General features: G+C 69.2%; 18 protein-coding genes. 14 read left to right on the forward strand and 4 right to left on the reverse strand.

The window, feature by feature from the left end; translation table 11 throughout:
• Positions 1–98: 98 nt before the first annotated feature.
• The gene (locus ABD089_RS07065) at positions 99–1,559 is read right to left on the reverse strand and encodes a hypothetical protein (RefSeq protein WP_343885585.1); all 1,461 of its coding nucleotides are present in this window, start codon (positions 1,557–1,559) and stop codon (positions 99–101) included.
• On the opposite strand from ABD089_RS07065, the gene ABD089_RS07070 reads away from it, so the two are divergent.
• Both ABD089_RS07070 and ABD089_RS07075 read left to right on the forward strand, forming a co-directional pair.
• Complete coding sequence (locus ABD089_RS07070; RefSeq protein WP_343885586.1) at positions 1,545–2,360, forward strand: hypothetical protein; 816 nt, start codon at positions 1,545–1,547, stop codon at positions 2,358–2,360. The genes ABD089_RS07065 and ABD089_RS07070 overlap by 15 nt on opposite strands.
• Entirely contained in the window at positions 2,353–3,342 is a 990-nt protein-coding gene (locus tag ABD089_RS07075; protein WP_343885587.1) for an HAD-IIA family hydrolase, read from the forward strand. Before ABD089_RS07070 ends, ABD089_RS07075 begins: the two co-directional genes overlap by 8 nt.
• 60 nt (positions 3,343–3,402) lie before the next feature.
• On the opposite strand, the gene ABD089_RS07080 is transcribed toward ABD089_RS07075, so the two are convergent.
• Both ABD089_RS07080 and ABD089_RS07085 read right to left on the reverse strand, forming a co-directional pair.
• Positions 3,403–4,026, reverse strand: coding sequence for a hypothetical protein (locus ABD089_RS07080; protein WP_343885588.1), 624 nt, complete (start codon positions 4,024–4,026; stop codon positions 3,403–3,405).
• Positions 4,027–4,166: 140 nt separating this feature from the next.
• Positions 4,167–5,558, reverse strand: coding sequence for a M15 family metallopeptidase (locus ABD089_RS07085; protein ID WP_343885589.1), 1,392 nt, complete (start codon positions 5,556–5,558; stop codon positions 4,167–4,169).
• Between the two features lie 432 nt (positions 5,559–5,990).
• Here ABD089_RS07085 and ABD089_RS07090 point away from each other — a divergent pair, with 432 nt between their 5' ends.
• The 4 genes from ABD089_RS07090 to recN all read left to right on the forward strand — a co-directional run bounded on the left by ABD089_RS07090 (position 5,991) and on the right by recN (position 9,708).
• Positions 5,991–6,230, forward strand: coding sequence for a hypothetical protein (locus tag ABD089_RS07090; protein WP_343885590.1), 240 nt, complete (start codon positions 5,991–5,993; stop codon positions 6,228–6,230).
• A complete protein-coding gene (locus tag ABD089_RS07095) occupies positions 6,223–6,987 on the forward strand; it encodes a TlyA family RNA methyltransferase (protein ID WP_343885591.1) in 765 nt (254 codons plus the stop codon). The genes ABD089_RS07090 and ABD089_RS07095 overlap by 8 nt, the downstream gene beginning before the upstream one ends.
• Positions 6,988–7,065: 78 nt before the next feature.
• Entirely contained in the window at positions 7,066–7,995 is a 930-nt protein-coding gene (locus ABD089_RS07100; RefSeq protein WP_343885592.1) for an NAD kinase, read from the forward strand.
• On the forward strand, positions 7,996–9,708 hold the full coding sequence (gene recN / locus ABD089_RS07105; RefSeq protein WP_343885593.1) for a DNA repair protein RecN: 1,713 nt from the start codon (positions 7,996–7,998) through the stop codon (positions 9,706–9,708).
• Between the two features lie 23 nt (positions 9,709–9,731).
• Here the strand turns inward: recN and ABD089_RS07110 are convergent, their stop codons facing one another.
• Complete coding sequence (locus ABD089_RS07110; protein WP_343885595.1) at positions 9,732–10,787, reverse strand: ATP-dependent DNA ligase; 1,056 nt, start codon at positions 10,785–10,787, stop codon at positions 9,732–9,734.
• A gap of 62 nt (positions 10,788–10,849) precedes the next feature.
• Between ABD089_RS07110 and pyrG the strand changes: the two genes are divergently transcribed.
• The 8 genes from pyrG to ABD089_RS07150 are packed head-to-tail and all read left to right on the forward strand — an operon-like array spanning position 10,850 to position 17,993.
• Complete coding sequence (gene pyrG, locus ABD089_RS07115; RefSeq protein WP_343885596.1) at positions 10,850–12,520, forward strand: CTP synthase; 1,671 nt, start codon at positions 10,850–10,852, stop codon at positions 12,518–12,520.
• Entirely contained in the window at positions 12,517–13,191 is a 675-nt protein-coding gene (locus ABD089_RS07120; RefSeq protein WP_343885597.1) for an NUDIX domain-containing protein, read from the forward strand. The genes pyrG and ABD089_RS07120 overlap by 4 nt, the downstream gene beginning before the upstream one ends.
• A 2-nt stretch (positions 13,192–13,193) precedes the next feature.
• Positions 13,194–14,132 carry a site-specific tyrosine recombinase XerD gene (locus tag ABD089_RS07125; protein ID WP_386769217.1) on the forward strand — a complete coding sequence of 313 codons (939 nt, stop codon included), beginning with the start codon at positions 13,194–13,196 and terminating at the stop codon, positions 14,130–14,132.
• A gap of 39 nt (positions 14,133–14,171) precedes the next feature.
• Entirely contained in the window at positions 14,172–15,125 is a 954-nt protein-coding gene (locus tag ABD089_RS07130) for a ParA family protein (protein ID WP_386769205.1), read from the forward strand.
• On the forward strand, positions 15,110–15,481 hold the full coding sequence (locus tag ABD089_RS07135) for a hypothetical protein (RefSeq protein WP_343885598.1): 372 nt from the start codon (positions 15,110–15,112) through the stop codon (positions 15,479–15,481). Before ABD089_RS07130 ends, ABD089_RS07135 begins: the two co-directional genes overlap by 16 nt.
• Positions 15,478–16,344 (forward strand): segregation and condensation protein A, encoded by an 867-nt coding sequence (locus ABD089_RS07140; protein WP_386769202.1) that lies wholly within the window; start codon positions 15,478–15,480, stop codon positions 16,342–16,344. The genes ABD089_RS07135 and ABD089_RS07140 overlap by 4 nt, the downstream gene beginning before the upstream one ends.
• Complete coding sequence (scpB, locus tag ABD089_RS07145) at positions 16,337–17,128, forward strand: SMC-Scp complex subunit ScpB (protein ID WP_343885599.1); 792 nt, start codon at positions 16,337–16,339, stop codon at positions 17,126–17,128. Before ABD089_RS07140 ends, scpB begins: the two co-directional genes overlap by 8 nt.
• A complete protein-coding gene (locus tag ABD089_RS07150; protein WP_343885600.1) occupies positions 17,121–17,993 on the forward strand; it encodes a pseudouridine synthase in 873 nt (290 codons plus the stop codon). Before scpB ends, ABD089_RS07150 begins: the two co-directional genes overlap by 8 nt.
• Positions 17,994–17,996: the final 3 nt, after the last annotated feature.

Genomic DNA, 17,996 nt, shown 5'->3' on the forward strand with positions numbered 1-17,996 from the left:
CGCCGCCGGACTTATACAACACCCCTGACGGGAGCCGCAAGGCATCTGTCAGGGGTGTTGTGCATTCCCAGACAATCTGCTCGCCTCGAGCAATGAATTCAGTGCCATCGCGAGCGGGCAGTAAGTACACCCGAACCACCAAGACCAAGAAGTAGCTGAACATCACGCGTGGTGCCGCAGCCCCGCGCTACGGCAGGATGGATGACATGGCAGAGCAGGATGACGACAAGCGCCGCGACGATCGTGGCCGAGGATACGGCCAGGGCGATCGACGTCCGGGCGGAGACCGGGGCCGGCGTGATGATCGCGGTGGTTTCGACCGCGATGACCGTGGTGGCCAGCGACGAGATGATCGCGCTGGCTGGAACCGCGACGGGCGCAGTGTGAGCCGGGACGGACGTCCCTCCGACGACCGCGGACGCGGATATGGTCGCGGCCAGGACGGTGAGCGTCGGAGCTTTGGGTCTGGACGCGGGGGCTACGAGCGTCGTGACGACCGGTCCCAGACCCGTGGACGTGATGGTGAGCGCGGCTACCAGGCGAATGAGCGTGGTGGTTTCCGCTCTGGCGACCGGGATTCGCGTGGTCGTGATGATCGTGGTTACCAGTCGAGTGGCCGGGGTGGTTACCGTTCGGGTGATCGTGACTCCCGCGGTGGCGGTGAGCGCGGGTACCAGTCGAGTGATCGGGGTGGTTACCGTTCGGGTGATCGTGACTCCCGCGGAGGCGGTGAGCGTGGTTACCAGTCTCGGGACGATCGTGGCGGGCGTGGTTACCAGTCGAGTGGCCGTGATGGTTACCGTTCGGGTGATCGTGACTCCCGCGGTGGCGGTGAGCGTGGTTACCAGTCTCGGGACGATCGTGGCGGGCGCGGGTACCAGTCGAGTGGCCGTGATGGTTATCGTTCGGGTGATCGCGACTCCCGCGGAGGCGGTGAGCGTGGATACCAGTCTCGGGACGATCGCGGCGCGCGCGGGTACGACGCGAGTGATCGGGGAGGTTACCGATCGAATGATCGCGACTCTCGCGGTCGTGATGATCGCGGGCAGCAGGGACGCGAGGACCGCGGTTACCAGGGCCGCGACTACTCGAGCCGCGACTCTTCGGGCCGCGAGCGTCGAGGGTATGGCGCGCGGGACGCTCGTCCCGATCGCCGTGAGGACCGTGGCGGCTTCAGCCGTCCGGATCCGCGGGACGCTCGTCCCGATCGCCGTGAGGACCGTGGCGGCTTCAGCCGTCCGGATCGCCCCGACCGTCCCCAGCAGCGGGACCGATATGACAATCCCGATCGCGGTGAGCGTGGCGGCTATGAACGTCGCGATGAGCGTCCCGGGCGCGACCGCTTCGAGCGTCGCGAGGAGCGCGCACCTCTGCACCCCGGCCTTCAGGCCAAGGACGGCGAGCCGGCGACGCCGAGCGACGTCGACCTCAGCGTCCTGCCCTTCCCGGTCCGCGCTGAGCTGCGCGGCCTGACGGCCGAACTCGCGCAGATCGTCGGCGCGCACCTGGTGGCGGCTGGCGAACTGATTGACGAGGATCCCCAGTTGGCGTTGGCACATGCGCAGGCCGCTCGGCGTCGGGCGGCGCGGCTGCCCATCGTCCGTGAGGCGACCGCTGAGACTGCCTACGCGGCCGGCGATTACGCCACTGCGCTCACCGAGTACCGCGCCCTCCGTCGGATGACCGGGGGAGCTGACTACCTGCCCGTTCTCGCCGACTGCGAGCGCGCCCTTGGCCGACCGCAGAATGCCCTGAAGCTGGCCAAGGAGGCGCGCGAGGAACGCTTGTCTCCCGAGATGGTCATCGAGATGACGCTGGTCGAGGCCGGCGCGCGGGATGACCTGGGTCAGCGCGCCGAGGCGCTGCGGGTGCTCAAGAACGCGATCGCCGGCAAGGTGGGCGGCAAGCATGCACAGTCTCGCCTTCGTTATGCCTATGCCGACCTGCTGGAGCGCGCCGGCGACGAGGATACCGCGAAGCGCTGGTTCACCTCATCCGCTGGTCTCGATCCGGAGCAGGAACTTGATGCCGAGGAGCGGGTCGCCAAGCTGGAAGGCCTGGTGCTCGAGGTCGGCGAGGACGACGCCGAGGACGAGGACGTCGAGGATCTGACGGAGACCGAGCAGGATACGGACGACGCGCGCAAGGGGTCCGAGGACGACGATCGCCAGCATCGCGACGATGAGCGCGACGGCGACGACATAGCGGAGGACAACGTCGATCTCGAGTCGGCTGACGACGTCCCGGACGTCGAGGAAGCTGACGAGGACGAGTCCGACGAGCACGCTTCAGACGAGCACGAGTCAGACGAGGACGATTCAGACGACGAGCCCTCGGACGAGGAGCTGCACGGTGAGTGACCTGATCGAAGGCTATGAGGCGGCGCTGTTCGACCTGGACGGGGTGGTCTACCTCGGCCCGGAGGCAGTGCCGGGTGCAGCAGAGGGCATTGACGAGCTCCGCGCTCGGGGTATCCAGATCGGCTACGTCACCAACAATGCAGGTCGCCGTCCTGAGGTGGTCGTCGAGCACCTCAACTCGCTCGGCGTCTCCGCGTCGCTCGCGGATGTCGTGACCAGCGCCCAGGCGAGCGCCAAGATGCTGGCGGACGAGCTGCCCGCCGGGGCCAAGGTACTGATCTGCGGTGCCCAGGCCTTGGCGGACGAGGTTGAGTCAGTCGGTCTGGTGCCGGTCTGGGAACTGGACGACGAGCCAGCCGCAGTCGTCCAGGGCTACGACCCACAGATGAGCTGGCCCCGGCTCGACGCCGCGGGTCACGCCATCCAGCGGGGTGCGCTCTGGTTTGCCACCAACACCGACTCCACCCGTCCCACCAATCTGGGGCTCGTCCCCGGGGCAGGCACCCAGATCGACGCGATCCGTCACGTCGTGAGCGTCAGCCCCAAGGTCGCCGGCAAGCCCTACCCCCCGCTGCTCGAGGAGACGATGCGGCGGATGGACACCCAGAAGTGCATCTTCGTCGGCGACCGCATTGACACCGACATCACGGGTGCCGTGGCGGTCGGGATCGACTCGCTGATGGTGTTCACGGGTGCGCACGGCGTCCGCGACCTGCTGCTGGCCGACGAGGCCAGCCGTCCGACCGCGATCGGCTGGGACCTGCGTGCCCTGCTGGAACCCGTCCGCGAAGTGGAGATCTCCGACACCTCGGCCAGCTGTCGCGAGCAGCGCGCCGAGCTCGTCGACGACAAGGTCGTGCTCGTCACCAGCCCTGTTGGTCGCGAGGCACAACTGGACGCCCTGTGGGCCGTGCTGCAGCTCGTCTGGGCAGGCAACGGCTGGGACGAGGCGATCCCCGCCCAGTTGGACGAGCTGCACTGACCCTCGACAAGATCGGGCCCCATCGGCACGATCGGATCCCCTCGACACGATCGGATCAGATCATTCGGCCAGTTGGCCCAGCAACTTCTGCTGGGCTGGCTGGCCGAAGTGCTGTCCGGGGTCCTGCAGCAGGTAGAGGCGCACCACCGTGCCGGCGACCGCCCCGACCTCGGCCCAGTCGTCGCCCGCGCCATAGCTGCGTCGTCCGGACCACGTGGTGGCCGTCGTCGTGCCGGGCGTGACCTTGGGGGAGGTCGCCGTCGTGCAGGCGCGCAACTGCTCCTGGAAGGCCGCGAACCACGTGCCCGCCTGCTCGGGGGCCTTGAAGGTCATCACCTCCGCGACACCCGTCGACGATCCGCGGGCCAGACCGACCTCCAGGGCCTCGATCGGGTCGGTCCAAGTGCTGCGGTCCACCTCGGCGCAGCCCACCGACATGATCTCGTAGGCGGCGTGCGGGGCGCTGCGGGCACGGGCTGGGGTGCCGTTGCCGAGGTATCCGTCCTCACGTCCACCCTCGCCGGCGACCGCCTTCCAGCCCGCGGGGACCGGCAGGGAGGCCAGCGACAGGGATCCCGCGGTGCTGGCCGCCGGGGCGGTGGGGGCACTCGGTGCCTCGATCAGCTGCGACGAAGGACCGACCGGCGTCTGGGTTCCTGCGCTCGTGGCAGAGGTACTGGCCACCGCGGTACTTCTCGGCGGGGTGGCTGTCGCCGCGGTGGATGTCGCTGCGGGAGACGACGGCGAGTTGCCAGTGCAAGCGCACATCGTCAGGCCACCGGCCAATGTCAACGCGACCCGGAGTGCCGTGGAGGTTCTGGTGCTCATTTCTGGAAGTGCTGCCAGTCCCAGCCGGAGTACCAGGAGTAGCCCTGGCCCTTGAGCCCGACGGTCAGCGCGCTCGAACCGGTCAACAAGCCCTTCACCGAGGCGGGACGGTAGCTCCCATAGGTGGCGGAGGGGTACCAGCGTCCGTTGACCAGGTATGGGTTCTCGATCGTGTTGACGTCGATCGCCTTCCCGTAGGAGTGCGGTGACATCCGGTAGGGGTTGCCCGTGACGCGTCGGCAGTTGAAGGCGGAGGTGTTGCCAGCAGCCATCATCGCGACGTCATCGCCGGCCCAGACATTCGGGTTGGACATCCGCTGGATCGGGAAGCGTCCGGAGACCGTCCCGCGGGTGAAGGCGCTGATCACCTCCGGCGTCAGGTCCGATCGGACGATGAGCACACCGCGGTGCACCAGCTTGTCGTAACCGAGGTAGTTCATCTCCACGGTGCGCAGCTGGGAGGGGCCGACGGGGCAGCCCGAGCGGTAGGTCTTCGCGACATCCGCCGCCGTGGTGGCCCGCACTCGTGCGTTGAGGACGAGCGTCCGCCTCACCGTGACGTTGGCCGAGTGCACCGCGCTGCCATTGGGCAGGTAGGCCTGGGTCATCATCGTGTAGCTGGCCAGGGTGCCGGGCTTGAAGGTGAACGGCAGCGAGTAGCTGCCGTCAGCCCGCGTCCTGCCGACGTAGTGCCGACTCCAGCGACCGTTCACGGCCACGTAGAGCTCGACCTTGCGCGGGTAGCCCCAGGATTCCAGCCGGCCGATCACGTTCACGGACTTGAGGGAGTCGATGGTCCCCAAGGCCTTTGCGGTGACCGTCGGCCTCACGACCTGGACGGTGCGGACGGCCGAACCGGCGAGGGTGGGATCGGCGCTGGAGTTGACGAACCACCTGTGGCTCCCGGCGGAGGCGTAGATGGTGCGGGAATAGCTCCCGTCCAGACCGGCGCGGAAGCGCGCGACCACCTTGTTGGTGGTGCCCACCTTCTCCCAAATGGTGACGGGCGCGTCGGAGGCGGGGGACAGCTTGCCCGACAGCACGATCGGGTGACCGGTGAAGACCTTGGAGGTGTTGGTGGTTCCGGTCTGGGTGGCGGCCAGGCTCCAGGTGGCGGTGCCGGCGCGGTCAAAGGTCTTCTCGACGCTGCCGGCGTCGACGCTCGCCCGCACCCGGTAGCTTCCCGCGTAGCAGCGGGTGTCGTCCAGAACGGCCATCCACGAGCCGCTGCTCGACGCCTTGGCCGCCGGACGTGACGCCGGGCTCCACGTCGAGAGTGTCCCGTCCGAACGTTGCGTCGCCACGTGCAGCTTGACTGATGATCCGGCAGGAGCCGTGCCCCGCAGGGTGATGGAGGCGCAGGCGCTGGCGGGTGCAGTGATGTCCATCGTGACCGAGCCCACGGCCGCCACGCGGACCATGGCGGACTCGGTCGCTGTGGGCTGGGAGGTGGGCTGGGCGCTCGCGGTGCCGCTGGCGATGGTGGCCGCAGTTGGTGTCGGCGACGCAGCGCTGGGTGTCGGCGACGCAGCGCTGGGTGTCGGCGACGCAGCGCTGGGTGTCGGCGACGCAGCGCTGGGTGGACTGTCCGAGGGGCTGGCCGGAACCGACGGCGGGGTGGTCTCCGCGGCCGCCACCGCTGGAGCCAGCAGGCTGGCACCAGCCACCAGGGCTCCGAGGAGCAGGCATGGGGTGATCGCGGGCGTGCGCATGAGCTTCCTTCCGTGGGCGGCGTCGTCCGGTCCCTCGACCCAAACACGGAACGGGCTCACGGGGCAACCCGCACCAGCGTCCCTGTTCGGCGCCCTACCCTTGCACCCATGGACGAGAACCTGCCCGCCCCAGCTGCGCCCGGCAGCCCGACACAACCCAACGCCATGACCGCGAACAAGGAGGTGGACGCGGCGCTGGCAGCCCTCGGCGATCTGGCAGAAAGGCCTCTGGCCGAGCACCACCAAGCGCTCTTGGAGGCGCACGACGTGCTGGTGCAGCAGCTGGAGGCGGGCCGCGAGGCCGCCCACAACCCCATTCCCGCTGGCCTACGACCGAACCATGGCTGAGTCCTCCTCCCGTCTCGACCTGGCGCTGGTCGAGCTCGGCCTCGCCCGCTCGCGCCACCTGGCCCAGCAGCTCGTCCAGCAGGGGCTGGTACACATCGACGGGAAACCCGCGACGAAGGTCTCGCAGCAGGTCTTCAGCCACCAGCAGGTCAGCGTCGAGGAACACCGGCCGTGGGTTTCTCGCGCCGCCCACAAGCTGATCGGTGCGCTCGACGAGCTGGGCTGGAACACAGTGCCCGAGCGCGTCCTGGACGCCGGGGCCTCGACCGGCGGCTTCACCGAAGTGCTGCTGGATCGCGGCGCGCAACGCGTCTACGCCGTCGACGTCGGCCACGGCCAACTCGTCGACGAATTGCGGGCCGACCCTCACGTCACCAACCTCGAGGGCCTGAACCTGCGCGACCTGACCCTGGCCCATCTGGACGACGAACCGGTCGACCTGGCCGTCTGCGATGTCTCGTTCATCAGCCTCAAGCTGCTGCTGGAACCCCTGTTCAGCGTCCTCGCGCCCCCGGCCCCGGGCGCCAGCGCGGCGCACGGCAAGGCCCTGCTGATGGTCAAGCCCCAGTTCGAGGTTGGACGAAAGCGCCTCGACTCGCGTGGTGTCGTCCGCACCCAGGACGACCGGGACGAAGCGGTGGCCGGCGTCGTGGACGCCGCCCGTCATCTCGGTTGGACGGCTGTCTTCACCGCCGAGAGCCAGCTGCCGGGGCCGGCGGGGAACCTGGAGTACTTCGTCGCCTTCGAGCGGGCCTGAGGGAGCGGGGCGCTTGATCCGGGGGCTCTGGGAAGCCCATGCCAAACCTTGTCCGAGGTCCCCACTAGGCTGCGTGGCGTGACCACCAGCGAGAACCGCGCGGTCGCGGTGTTCCTGCACCCGACCCGCCCCGAGGCCGTCGACGCAGCCGCAGCCTTCATCAGCGGGCTGGCCGAGCGCGGCCTGCGCTGCCAGGTCAGCACCGAACGGCCGGAACGCGTCGATGAACTGCGGGCGCAGCTGCCGTCGGGCGTCGACTTCGACGAGCTGGACCTGTCTGCGCGCCAGGGCTTCGAGCTGGTGGTGGTCTTCGGTGGCGACGGCTCCATCCTCAGTGGCGCCGAGTTCGCCGTCCCACGCGGGCTGCCGCTGTTGGGCGTGAACCTCGGCCACGTCGGCTTCCTCGCCGAGCTGGACCTGTCGGAGACCAGCGACCTGGTCGACAAGGTCGTCTCGCACACCTACGAGGTCGAGCGTCGTCTCACGTTGGCGGTCAGCGTCCGCGACGAGACCGGGGCGCTGATCTGGGAGAGCTTCGCCATCAACGAGGTCTCGGTCGAGAAGGCCGCCCGCGAACGGATGCTGGAGGTGATGGCGACCGTCGACCACAAGCCCCTGTCGCGCTGGGGGTGCGACGGCGTCCTGGTCTCCACCCCGACCGGCTCGACCGCCTATGCCTTCTCCGCCGGCGGCCCCGTCATGTGGCCCGATGTCTCGGCGATGCTGCTGGTGCCGTTGTCTGCGCACGCGCTGTTCAACCGTCCGCTGGTGCTGAGCCCGGGCTCCCGGGTCGACCTGGACGTCAGCCACGGCCGTGACGCCACCGCGTCCGTCTGGGTGGATGGGCGACGCTCCGTCGACGCCCAGCCAGGCAGCCGCGTCACCGTGGTGCGGGGCAGCAAGGACCTGCTGATCGCCCGGCTCGCCGAGCAGCCCTTCACCACGCGTCTGGTGAAGAAGTTCCGGCTGCCGGTCGAGGGTTTCCGCGGCGGCTCCCAGGAGGCCTGAATGCTCACCGAGCTGCGAATCACCGGGCTGGGCGTGATCGAGGAGAGCATCGTCGAGTTCGGCCCCGGCATGACTGCCGTCACCGGTGAGACCGGCGCCGGGAAGACGATGGTCGTCAGTTCGTTGGGCCTGTTGCTCGGCCAGCGCGCCGACTCCGGCGTCGTGCGTAGGGGCGCTGCCCGCGCCATCGTCGAAGGACGGTTCAGCGCCGTCGAACACCTGCGGCACAGCGTCGAACAGACCGGGGGAGAGCTGGAGGACGACGAGCTGTTGATCGCCCGCCAGGTCACCGCGGGCGGACGATCCCGCGCCTTCGTCGGCGGGGTGCAGGCCTCGGTCGGCTCGCTGTCACAGGTGGCCGCGGAACTTGCAACCATCCACGGCCAGTCCGAGCAGGTGCGACTGGGCACCCCCGAACGGCAGCGCGAGGTGCTGGACCGCTTCTGCGGGCCCGAGCACCTGGCTCGGCTCGAGGACTACCAGCGGCTGTTCATCCGTCGCCGCGAGCTGCGCACCGAACGCGAGGAACTGCTCACCCGGGCCCACGAACGCGCTCGGGAGAAGGACATGCTGGCCTTCGGGCTGGACGAGATCGCCGCGCTGGATCCCCAGCCCGGCGAGGACGAACAACTCGCCGCCGAGGCCTCCCGGCTGCAGGCCACCGACGACCTGCGACAGCACGCCGATGTCGCAGTGACTGCGCTGTCCGGGTCGGTGGACGGTTTCGAGGATGCCCCGGGTGCCATCGGCCTGCTCGGCCAGGCTCGCAAGGCGATGGCCCAGGCCGCAGACCTGGACCCCGGCGCGCAGCAGATCGCCGACCAGCTGCGCGAGGTTGGCTACCTCCTTGACGACGCCACCGCCCAGGTCGCGAGCTACCTCGCCGACCTCGAGGCAGACCCCGCCCGCTTGGAGGTCATCACCGGACGTCGCGCCGAACTCGCCGGGTTGATGCGCAAATACGGCGACTCCGTGGACGAGGTGCTGGCCTGGGCGCGGAACGCAGCCGAACGGCACGCAGCGCTGTCCGGGGCAGATGACCGGATGGGGGAGATCGACGCGGAACTCGACCGGATGGACGATGAGGTCGCGCAACGAGCCGCCGCCCTGGGACATGGCCGAGAGCAGGCTGCACGTGAGCTCGCCGATCGGGTCCGAGAGGAGCTGACGGCCCTGGCCATGCCCCACGCCCGGCTGGAGTTCGAACTCCCCGCCCTGCCCGAACCGGGCCCGCACGGAGCCGAACAGGTGCAGTTGGTCTTCTCCGCGAACCCCGGCTCGGACCTGGCGCCATTGTCCAAGGTCGCCTCTGGCGGTGAGCTGTCCCGGGTCCGGTTGGCGCTGGAGGCGGTGCTCGCGGACGGTGCGCAGGATGCCTCCGAGCACCCCCTGCTGCACTCCTTCGTGTTCGACGAGGTCGATGCCGGCGTCGGTGGTGCAGTTGCCGTGGAGATCGGGCGTCGGCTGGCCCGGCTGGCGCAGGGATCGCAGGTGATCGTCGTCACCCACCTCGCGCAGGTCGCGGCTTTCGCCGACCGGCAGTACGTCGTCAGCAAGTCGTCCACCGGTCAGGTCACCACGTCGAACCTGCGTCGCGTCACCGGGGACGAACGGCTGGCCGAGCTGGCGCGGATGATGGGCGGCATCGAGTCCAGTCAGTCCTCACTGGCGCACGCCCGGGAACTGCTGGAGACGGCCGGGCGCGCGGACTGACGACCGAACTGCCAGGGAAGGGTTCAGCCCTGGAGCACCTCGTCCAGGTCATAGGCGATCGGCCGGTCCACTTGGTCGAGCAGGCAGCTGGCGGGCTCCCGGTCCGGTCGCCAGCGCAGGAACTGGGCGGCGTGCCGGAAGCGCAGGCCCTCCAGCTGGTCGAAGGTGACCTCCACCACCAGCGATGGTTCCAGAGCGATCACCGAGGTGTCCTTGCCACCCGAGAAGCGGGACCTCGACCGTTCCTGGTGCACCACCTCGCCGTCGTCATCCCGCACGACCAGCGGGGCCAACTCGTCCACCAGACAGGCGCGCATCGCCTGGGTGAAGGCGCCGATGCCGCCGACGGGCACCAACTGGCCTTCGTGGTACATCCCCAGCAGCAACGAACCGACGCCCGACCCGGAGGTGTGCACCCGGTAGCCCGTGACAACTGCCTCGGCCGTCCGCTTGTGCTTGACCTTGAGCATCGCCCGCTTGTCCTGCTGGTAGGCCCCCGTGTTCGCCTTGCACACCACCCCGTCCAGGCCCGCGCCCTCGAAGCGCTCGAACCAGTCGTGGGCCTCCGCAGCGTCTCGGGTGCTGCGGCTGAGGTGCAGGGACCGATGATCGAGGCCCGCGACCATCTGCTCCAACAGTGCGCGGCGCTCCAAATAGCCTTGGCCGGTCACGTCGCGGCCGTCGATGACCAGCAGGTCGAAGAAGACGAGTTCGGCCGGGGTCTCGGACGACAGCTTGTCGATGCGGCTCTGGGCCGGGTGGATCCGTTGGCTCAAGGCCTCCCAGGCCAGGTGCTGCGCTCCCGGCTCACCAGCGCGGACGACGATCTCCCCGTCCACGATGCACTGCGCGGGAAGCTGTTCCAGGGCGATCGCGACCAGCTCGGGGAAGTAGCGGGTCAGCGGCTTCTTGCCCCGGCTGAACAGCTCCACCTCGTCCCCATCGCGGGCCACCAGGCAGCGGAAGCCGTCCCACTTGGGCTCATAGCTCCAGCCGCCCTCGATCGCGTCCGGCTCTGGGAGCGAGGCGACGGCCTTGGCGAGCATCGGGGCCAAGGGAAGGGGGAGTGGCAGCTGCATGGCCCACATTGTGGCACCGGGTTGGTCCGCGCGACCGTGCGGGCCATGTAGGCTCGAAGCCCGTGGGAGCTGCGAAGACAACCAAGCACGTATTCGTCACCGGAGGCGTCGTCTCCTCGTTGGGCAAGGGGTTGACCGCATCGAGCCTCGGCTCCCTGCTGGTGGCCCGTGGCCTGCGGGTCACGATGCAGAAGCTGGATCCGTACCTGAACGTCGATCCGGGCACGATGAACCCCTTCCAGCACGGCGAGGTCTTCGTCACCGAGGACGGCGCCGAGACCGACCTCGACATCGGCCACTACGAGCGTTTCCTCGACCGTGACCTGTCCGCCGAGGCGAATGTCACCACCGGCAAGGTCTACTCGGCCGTCATCGCCAAGGAGCGCCGCGGCGACTACCTGGGCGATACCGTGCAGGTCATCCCGCACATCACCAACGAGCTCAAGGACCAGATGCTGGCGATGGAGGGCCCCGACGTCGACGTCGTGATCCACGAGATCGGTGGCACCGTCGGCGACATCGAGTCCCTGCCCTTCCTGGAGGCGGCACGTCAGGTGCGCCACGAGATCGGCCGTGACAACGCCTTCTTCCTGCATGTCTCGCTGATTCCCTACATCGGCCCCTCGGGGGAGATGAAGACCAAGCCCACCCAGCACTCCGTCGCCGCCCTGCGCCAGGTCGGCATCCAGCCCGACGCGATCGTCTGCCGCGCCGCCCGCGAGCTGCCCGATGGCATCAAGGGCAAGATCGCGATGATGTGCGACGTCGATGAGGAAGCGGTGGTGGCCTGCATCGACGCCCCGTCCATCTATGAGATCCCGAAGGTGTTGCACAACGAGGGTCTGGACGCCTATGTCGTGCGCCGGCTCAACCTGCGCTTCCGCGACGTCAACTGGAAGCGCTGGGACGACCTGCTGGAGCGGGTCCGTCACCCGAAGGAGGAGGTGACGGTTGCGCTGGTCGGCAAGTACATCGACCTGCCCGACGCCTACCTCTCGGTCAGCGAGGCACTGCGCGCCGGAGGTTTCGCGAACTTCGCGAAGGTCAACCTCAAGTGGGTCGCCTCCGACACCTGCGACACCCCCGAGGGTGCCGCGGCCCAGCTCGGTGATGTCGACGCGATCTGCGTGCCCGGCGGTTTCGGCATCCGCGGCGTCGAGGGCAAGCTGGGCGCCATCAGGTACGCCCGCGAGAACATGGTCCCCACCCTCGGCCTGTGCCTGGGACTGCAGTGCATGGTGATCGAGGCAGCCCGTAACCTGGCCGGCATCGCCGATGCGGCCTCCAGCGAGTTCGACCCCGACTGCGCCAACCCCGTCATCGCCACGATGGAGGAGCAGAAGTCCATCGTCGGCGGCTCGGGCGACCTGGGCGGTTCGATGCGGCTGGGTTCCTACCCGGCCGAGCTGGTCCGCGGCTCGCAGGTCGCCAAGCTCTACGGCAAGACCAAGGTCGAGGAGCGCCACCGCCACCGCTACGAGGTCAACAACGCCTACCGCGCGCAGCTGGAGAAGGCCGGTCTTGTCTTCTCGGGCCTGTCGCCCGACCGCAACCTGGTCGAGTTTGTCGAGCTGCCCGCCAAGGCGCACCCCTTCTTCGTCGCCACTCAGGCCCACCCGGAGCTGAAGTCGCGTCCGACCCGTCCGCACCCCCTGTTCGCGGGCCTGGTGGAGGCTGCCGTCAAGCGCAAGACCGCCGCCCGCCTGCCCGTGGACGAGCCGGAGTCGAAGTGACCACCTCCGGCCCCGTCCGCGACACCCCCGAGGCGTGGCCGACGACCCGTCACGAGGTGCTCGGCCACGGCCGGGTGTGCGACTTCGTCGAGGACGACATCACCCCGCCCAGCGGCGAGACCTTCACCCGGCAGTACCTGACCCACCCCGGTGCGGTCGCCGTGATGGCGCTGGATGACGAACTGCGGCTGGCCGTCGTCCGCCAGTACCGCCACCCCGTCGCGCACCGTCTGGTCGAGCCTCCGGCCGGGCTGCTGGATGCGGTAGGGGAGGACTGGTGGGAGGCTGCCCGCCGCGAACTGGCCGAGGAGGCCCTGCTGGCCGCCGACGACTGGCGGGTGCTGGTCGACATCTTCACCACCCCCGGTGGCTGCGAGGAGGGCATCAGGATCTACCTGGCTCGTGGCCTGCACGAGGCACCGCGTCCCGAGGGCTTCGTCGTCGAGGACGAGGAGGCCCACATGAGCATCGAGTGGATGCACCTGGCCGAACTCGTCGACGCCGTCTACGCCGGTGAGGTCTCGTCCCCGAGCCTGGTGTCGGGGGTGCTCGCACTCCATGCCGCGCTGCTCGACGGACGGATCAACGACCTGCGCCCGGCCGGTGCTCCCTGGCCCGCCCGTGAGGTCTGGGCCCAGCGGGTCGCCGAGCGGGCCAGCCAGCAGGCGTGACCATCGAGCCAGCCGGCGTGCTGGCCGAGGTGGCCGGCACCTGGTTCGACCACCTCCGCGTCGAGCGTGGCCTGTCGGCCAACACGCTGGCCGCCTACCGGCGCGACATCCGCCGCTACGAGCTGTTCCTCGGCAACCGGGGCATCGAGCGCGGCGCCGACATCGCCCCCGGCGACATCTCGGAGTTCCAACGTTGGCTGACCACCGGCGACGCCGACCACCCACCGCAGGCGCCGGCCAGCGTCGCGCGGACCATCGTCGCCGTCCGCAATCTGCACCAGTTCGCGTTGTCCGAGGCGCTGCTGCCCACCGATCCGACCGCGAACACCACGGTCCCCAAGCTCGGCAAGCGCCTGCCGAAGGCGCTCCCGGTCGCCGACGTCCAGGCACTGCTGGAGACCCCCGACCCGGAGACCGTCGACGGCCTGCGCGACCGGGCCCTGTTGGAACTGCTGTACGGCACTGGCGCGCGGATCAGCGAGGTCTGTGACCTGGACGTCGATGACCTGACCCGTGCCCTGGCCGACGAGGACGCCGGCCTGCGCCTGATCGGCAAGGGCAACAAGGAACGCATCGTCCCGCTCGGGTCCTATGCCCGCGCCGCCGTGGACGCCTGGCTGGTGCGCGGCCGTCCCGCCTGGGCGGTCAAGGCGACTCGTCCGACGCCTGCCCTGTTGCTCAACACCTTGGGTCGGCGGTTGTCCCGGCAGAGCGCCTGGGCCGTCGTGCAGTCGGCGGCGGGAGCGGCTGGCCTGCACGACGTGTCGCCGCACTCCCTGCGGCACTCCTTTGCCACCCACCTGCTGGACGGGGGAGCCGACGTCCGCGTCGTCCAGGAACTGCTGGGCCACGCCTCGGTCACCACGACGCAGGTGTACACCATGGTCAGCGTGGACCACCTGCGAGAGGTGTATCTGACCGCCCATCCACGCGCGTACTAGGCTGTGCAGGATGAATCGCAGGACCGGAAGGGCCAACACGTGAGCAACGAGCAGCTCGGCGAGCACGAGACGCCTGGGAGAGGGGACACCCTCTTCGAGGTGCCCACCACCCTCGACCGACCGGGCAATGACGAACAGACCGCGCCGGGTGAGATGGGCCCGACGGGTCGTCCGTTCCCCGAACTGCCCACCCCGCAGCCCCCGGCCGACGGGCCGAAGCACGCGATCGTCATCGCCATGTGCAACCAGAAGGGTGGGGTCGGCAAGACGACGACCACCATCAACCTGGGTGCCGCGCTGGTGGAGACCGGACGCCGGGTGCTGTTGGTCGACTTCGACCCCCAGGGCTCGCTCTCGGTGGGCCTGGGCGTCAACCCGCACACGCTGGAGACGTCGATCTACAACCTGCTGCTCAGCCGTGAGCACACCGTGGACGAGGTGATCCAGGAGACCTCCGTGGAGGGGCTGGACATCCTCCCGTCCAACATCGACCTGTCCGCTGCCGAGGTGCAGTTGGTCAGCGAGGTCGCCCGCGAGCAGATCCTGTCGCGCGTGCTCAATCAGGTGAAGGACCGCTACGACGTCATCCTGATCGACTGCGCCCCTTCGCTCGGGCTGCTCACGATCAACGCGCTGACCGCCAGCGATCGCGTCATCATGCCGCTGGAGTGTGAGTTCTTCGCGCTGCGCGGCATCGCGCTGCTGACCGACACCATCTCCAAGGTCACCGACCGGCTGAACCCGCGCCTGGAGGTGCTGGGGATCCTGGGGACGATGTATGACGCCCGTACCCTGCACTCTCGCGAGGTGCTGGAGCGCGTCGTCCAGGCCTTCGGTGAGACGGTCTTCCACACGGTGATCCGGCGCACCATCAAGTTCCCGGAGACCACGGTCGCCGGTGAGCCCATCACCACCTACGCCAGCTCCTCGCCCGGCGCTGCGGCCTACCGCTCGCTGGCCAAGGAGGTGTACGCGCGATGCCTCGCCGAGTGAACCTCCCCGGTTCCGCTGAGCTCTTCCGTGCCTCCGGGCCGGCCGAGGCGGACGACTTCGACGACCCGACCGCCATCCCCGCCGAGCAGGATGCGCTGCGCACCACGCCGCGCGTTGCCCCGGCCCCGGTGAAGGCCCCCGCGACGGGGCGGGTGCGCCACGACGAGAAGATCACCGTCTACGTGAGCCGCGACGAATTGCTGGCCCTTGAGCACGGACGCCTTGCCCTGCGTAGCGACTTCTCGTTGGCCGTGGACCGTGGGCGGCTGGTCCGTGAGTCGGTGGCGATCGTGATGGAAGACCTCGTCGCTCGCGGGGAGCAGTCGGAGCTGGTGCGCCGGCTCCGGTCACAGTGAGCCTGCCCCAGAGCCAGCTGGTGGGTGCCGAGGAGTCGGCCCAGACCGGCTTCCGGGTCACGCTCGACAACTTCGAGGGCCCCTTCGACCTGCTGTTGCAGCTGATCACGCGGCACAAGATGGATGTGACCGAGGTAGCGCTCAGCAGGGTCACCGACGAGTTCATCGCCCACGTCAAGGCAGGCGGCGCGGTCTGGGACCTGGAGCAGACCTCCAGCTTCCTGGTCGTCGCGGCCACCTTGTTGGACCTGAAGGCGGCGAGGTTGCTGCCACAGGGGGAGGTCGACGACCCCGAGGACCTCGCACTGCTTGAGGCGCGGGACCTGCTGTTCGCGCGGCTGCTGCAGTACCGCGCCTTCAAGCTGGTCAGCGCCGACTTCGACCAGACCTTGACCGGCGAGTCGCTGCGGCTGCCCCGCCCCGGCGGGCTGGAGCCCGTCTTCGAGGGCCTGCTGCCCGAGGTGACGATCCCGGTCTCGCTGGACCGTTTCGCTGCCATCGCCACCCGGGTGCTGACCCCGCCAGCGGTGGTCGAGGTCTCGTTGGAGCATCTGCACGGGTCGCGGGTGAGCGTCCAGGAGCAGGCTGGGGTCATCGTCGATCGCATCCGTCGCGCGGGGCGGATCAGCTTCCGCGCCCTGACCGGGGACGCCGACAAGCTCACCACCATCGCTCGTTTCCTTGCCCTGCTGGAACTCTTCCGCAACCGGGCTGTCACCTTCGAGCAGCTCTCCCCGCTGGGGGAGCTGACCATCGCCTGGGCCGGCGACGAGGACGCAGACCTGACGGTCTCCGACGAGTTCGACGGGACCGCCCCGGAGGCACCGACCGACCAAACCGCACAGGAGGCACGCGATGAGTGACGATGCCACGATCCCCGCACCAGACCCCACGATCCTCGAGCCTGACGCGGGGTCCGTGACCCCGCAAGAGCTGGGCGCGCCGCTGGAGGCGCTGCTGCTGATGGCGGACGAGGCCATGCCCACGGAGTCGCTGGCCGAGGCCGTCGGGGCCCCCACCGACCTGGTGCTGGCGGCCCTGCGCGAACTGGCAACCTTCTACGACCAGACCGGACGCGGTTTCGAGCTGCGCCACGTCGGCGGTGGCTGGCGCTACTGGACCCGCGCCGAGCACCACGAGCTGCTCAGCCAGTGGGTGGTCAGCGGCCAGCAGAACAAGCTCACCCAGGCGGCGCTCGAGACCCTGTCGGTGATCGCCTACCTGCAGCCGATCTCGCGGGCACGCGTCTCGGCCGTCCGTGGGGTCAACGTCGACGGTGTCGTGCGCACATTGTTGGCCCGAGACCTGGTCAGCGAGAGCGGCATCGACGAACAGACCGGCGCCACCCTGTTCGCCACCACCGACTACTTCCTGGAGCGGATGGGCATCGCGTCCGTGGACGAGCTGCCGCCGCTCGCGCCCAACCTGCCCGATGCGACCGCGCTGGAGGAGGAGCTGGCCCAGCTCGCGGCCCAACCGCCCCTGCCACCCGGGACCCTGCCGTCCGCGACCACCGATGGAGTCACAGGAAGCAATGCAGGCGATTCGTCGATGGCGCGCGACAATGGACCAACGGGCGGCGACGAGCCGGACGATGACCAAGCACGAGACCAAGCACGAGACCAGGACAGGGACCACGATGAGTGACCACGACGACCGGGAGGTCGACGAGATGGACCAGTACGCCGACGAGCAGGAGCTGTCAGCCGACACCGACAGCACCGACATCGACAGCACCGACATCGACAGCACCGACGAGCAGGACGAGGAGCAGGGCGAGGGCATCCGACTGCAGAAGGTGCTCGCCGCGGCCGGCATCGCGTCCCGCCGCGCCAGCGAGAACATGATCGCCCGCGGGCGCGTCGAGGTGAACGGTGAGATCGTCCGTGAGTTCGGTGTGCGCGTGAACCCGGAGCGCGACACGATCCGCGTCGACGGTGCCCGGATCCCACCGCCCCGTCGCCACGTCTACCTGGTGCTCAACAAGCCCCGCGGTGTCGTCTCCACGATGGACGACCCGGAGGGCCGCCCCACCCTGGGTGACATCCAGTTCGACAAGAAGAGCTGGCAGCAGCTGCGCCTGTTCCACGTCGGACGCCTGGACACCGACACCGAGGGCCTGATCATCCTCACCAACGACGGCGAGTTCGCGCACCGTCTGGCGCATCCCAGCTACGACGTCCCCAAGACCTATCTGGCCGAGGTGGAGGGCTTCGTCGACAACAAGACGATCCGCCGACTCGAGAAGGGCCTGCGCCTGGACGACGGCCCTGTCAAGCCCGACAAGGTCAAGCTGATCATGCGCAGCGACTCGAAGAGCCTGGTCGAGGTGACCCTGCACGAGGGCCGCAACCGGATCGTCCGCCGCATGATGGACTCGGTCGCGCACCCCGTCCGCAAGCTGTCGCGCACCGGCATCGGACCGGTCCGGCTGCAGCAGCTTCCGCCCGGCGAGGCCCGTGAGCTGAGCCGCGAGGAACTGGGCGCCCTGCTCGACGTCGTGAAGATGTAGTCG

The sequence above is a fragment of the Luteococcus sanguinis genome (assembly GCF_039527675.1).
GTDB classification, from domain to species: Bacteria; Actinomycetota; Actinomycetes; order Propionibacteriales; family Propionibacteriaceae; genus Luteococcus; species Luteococcus sanguinis.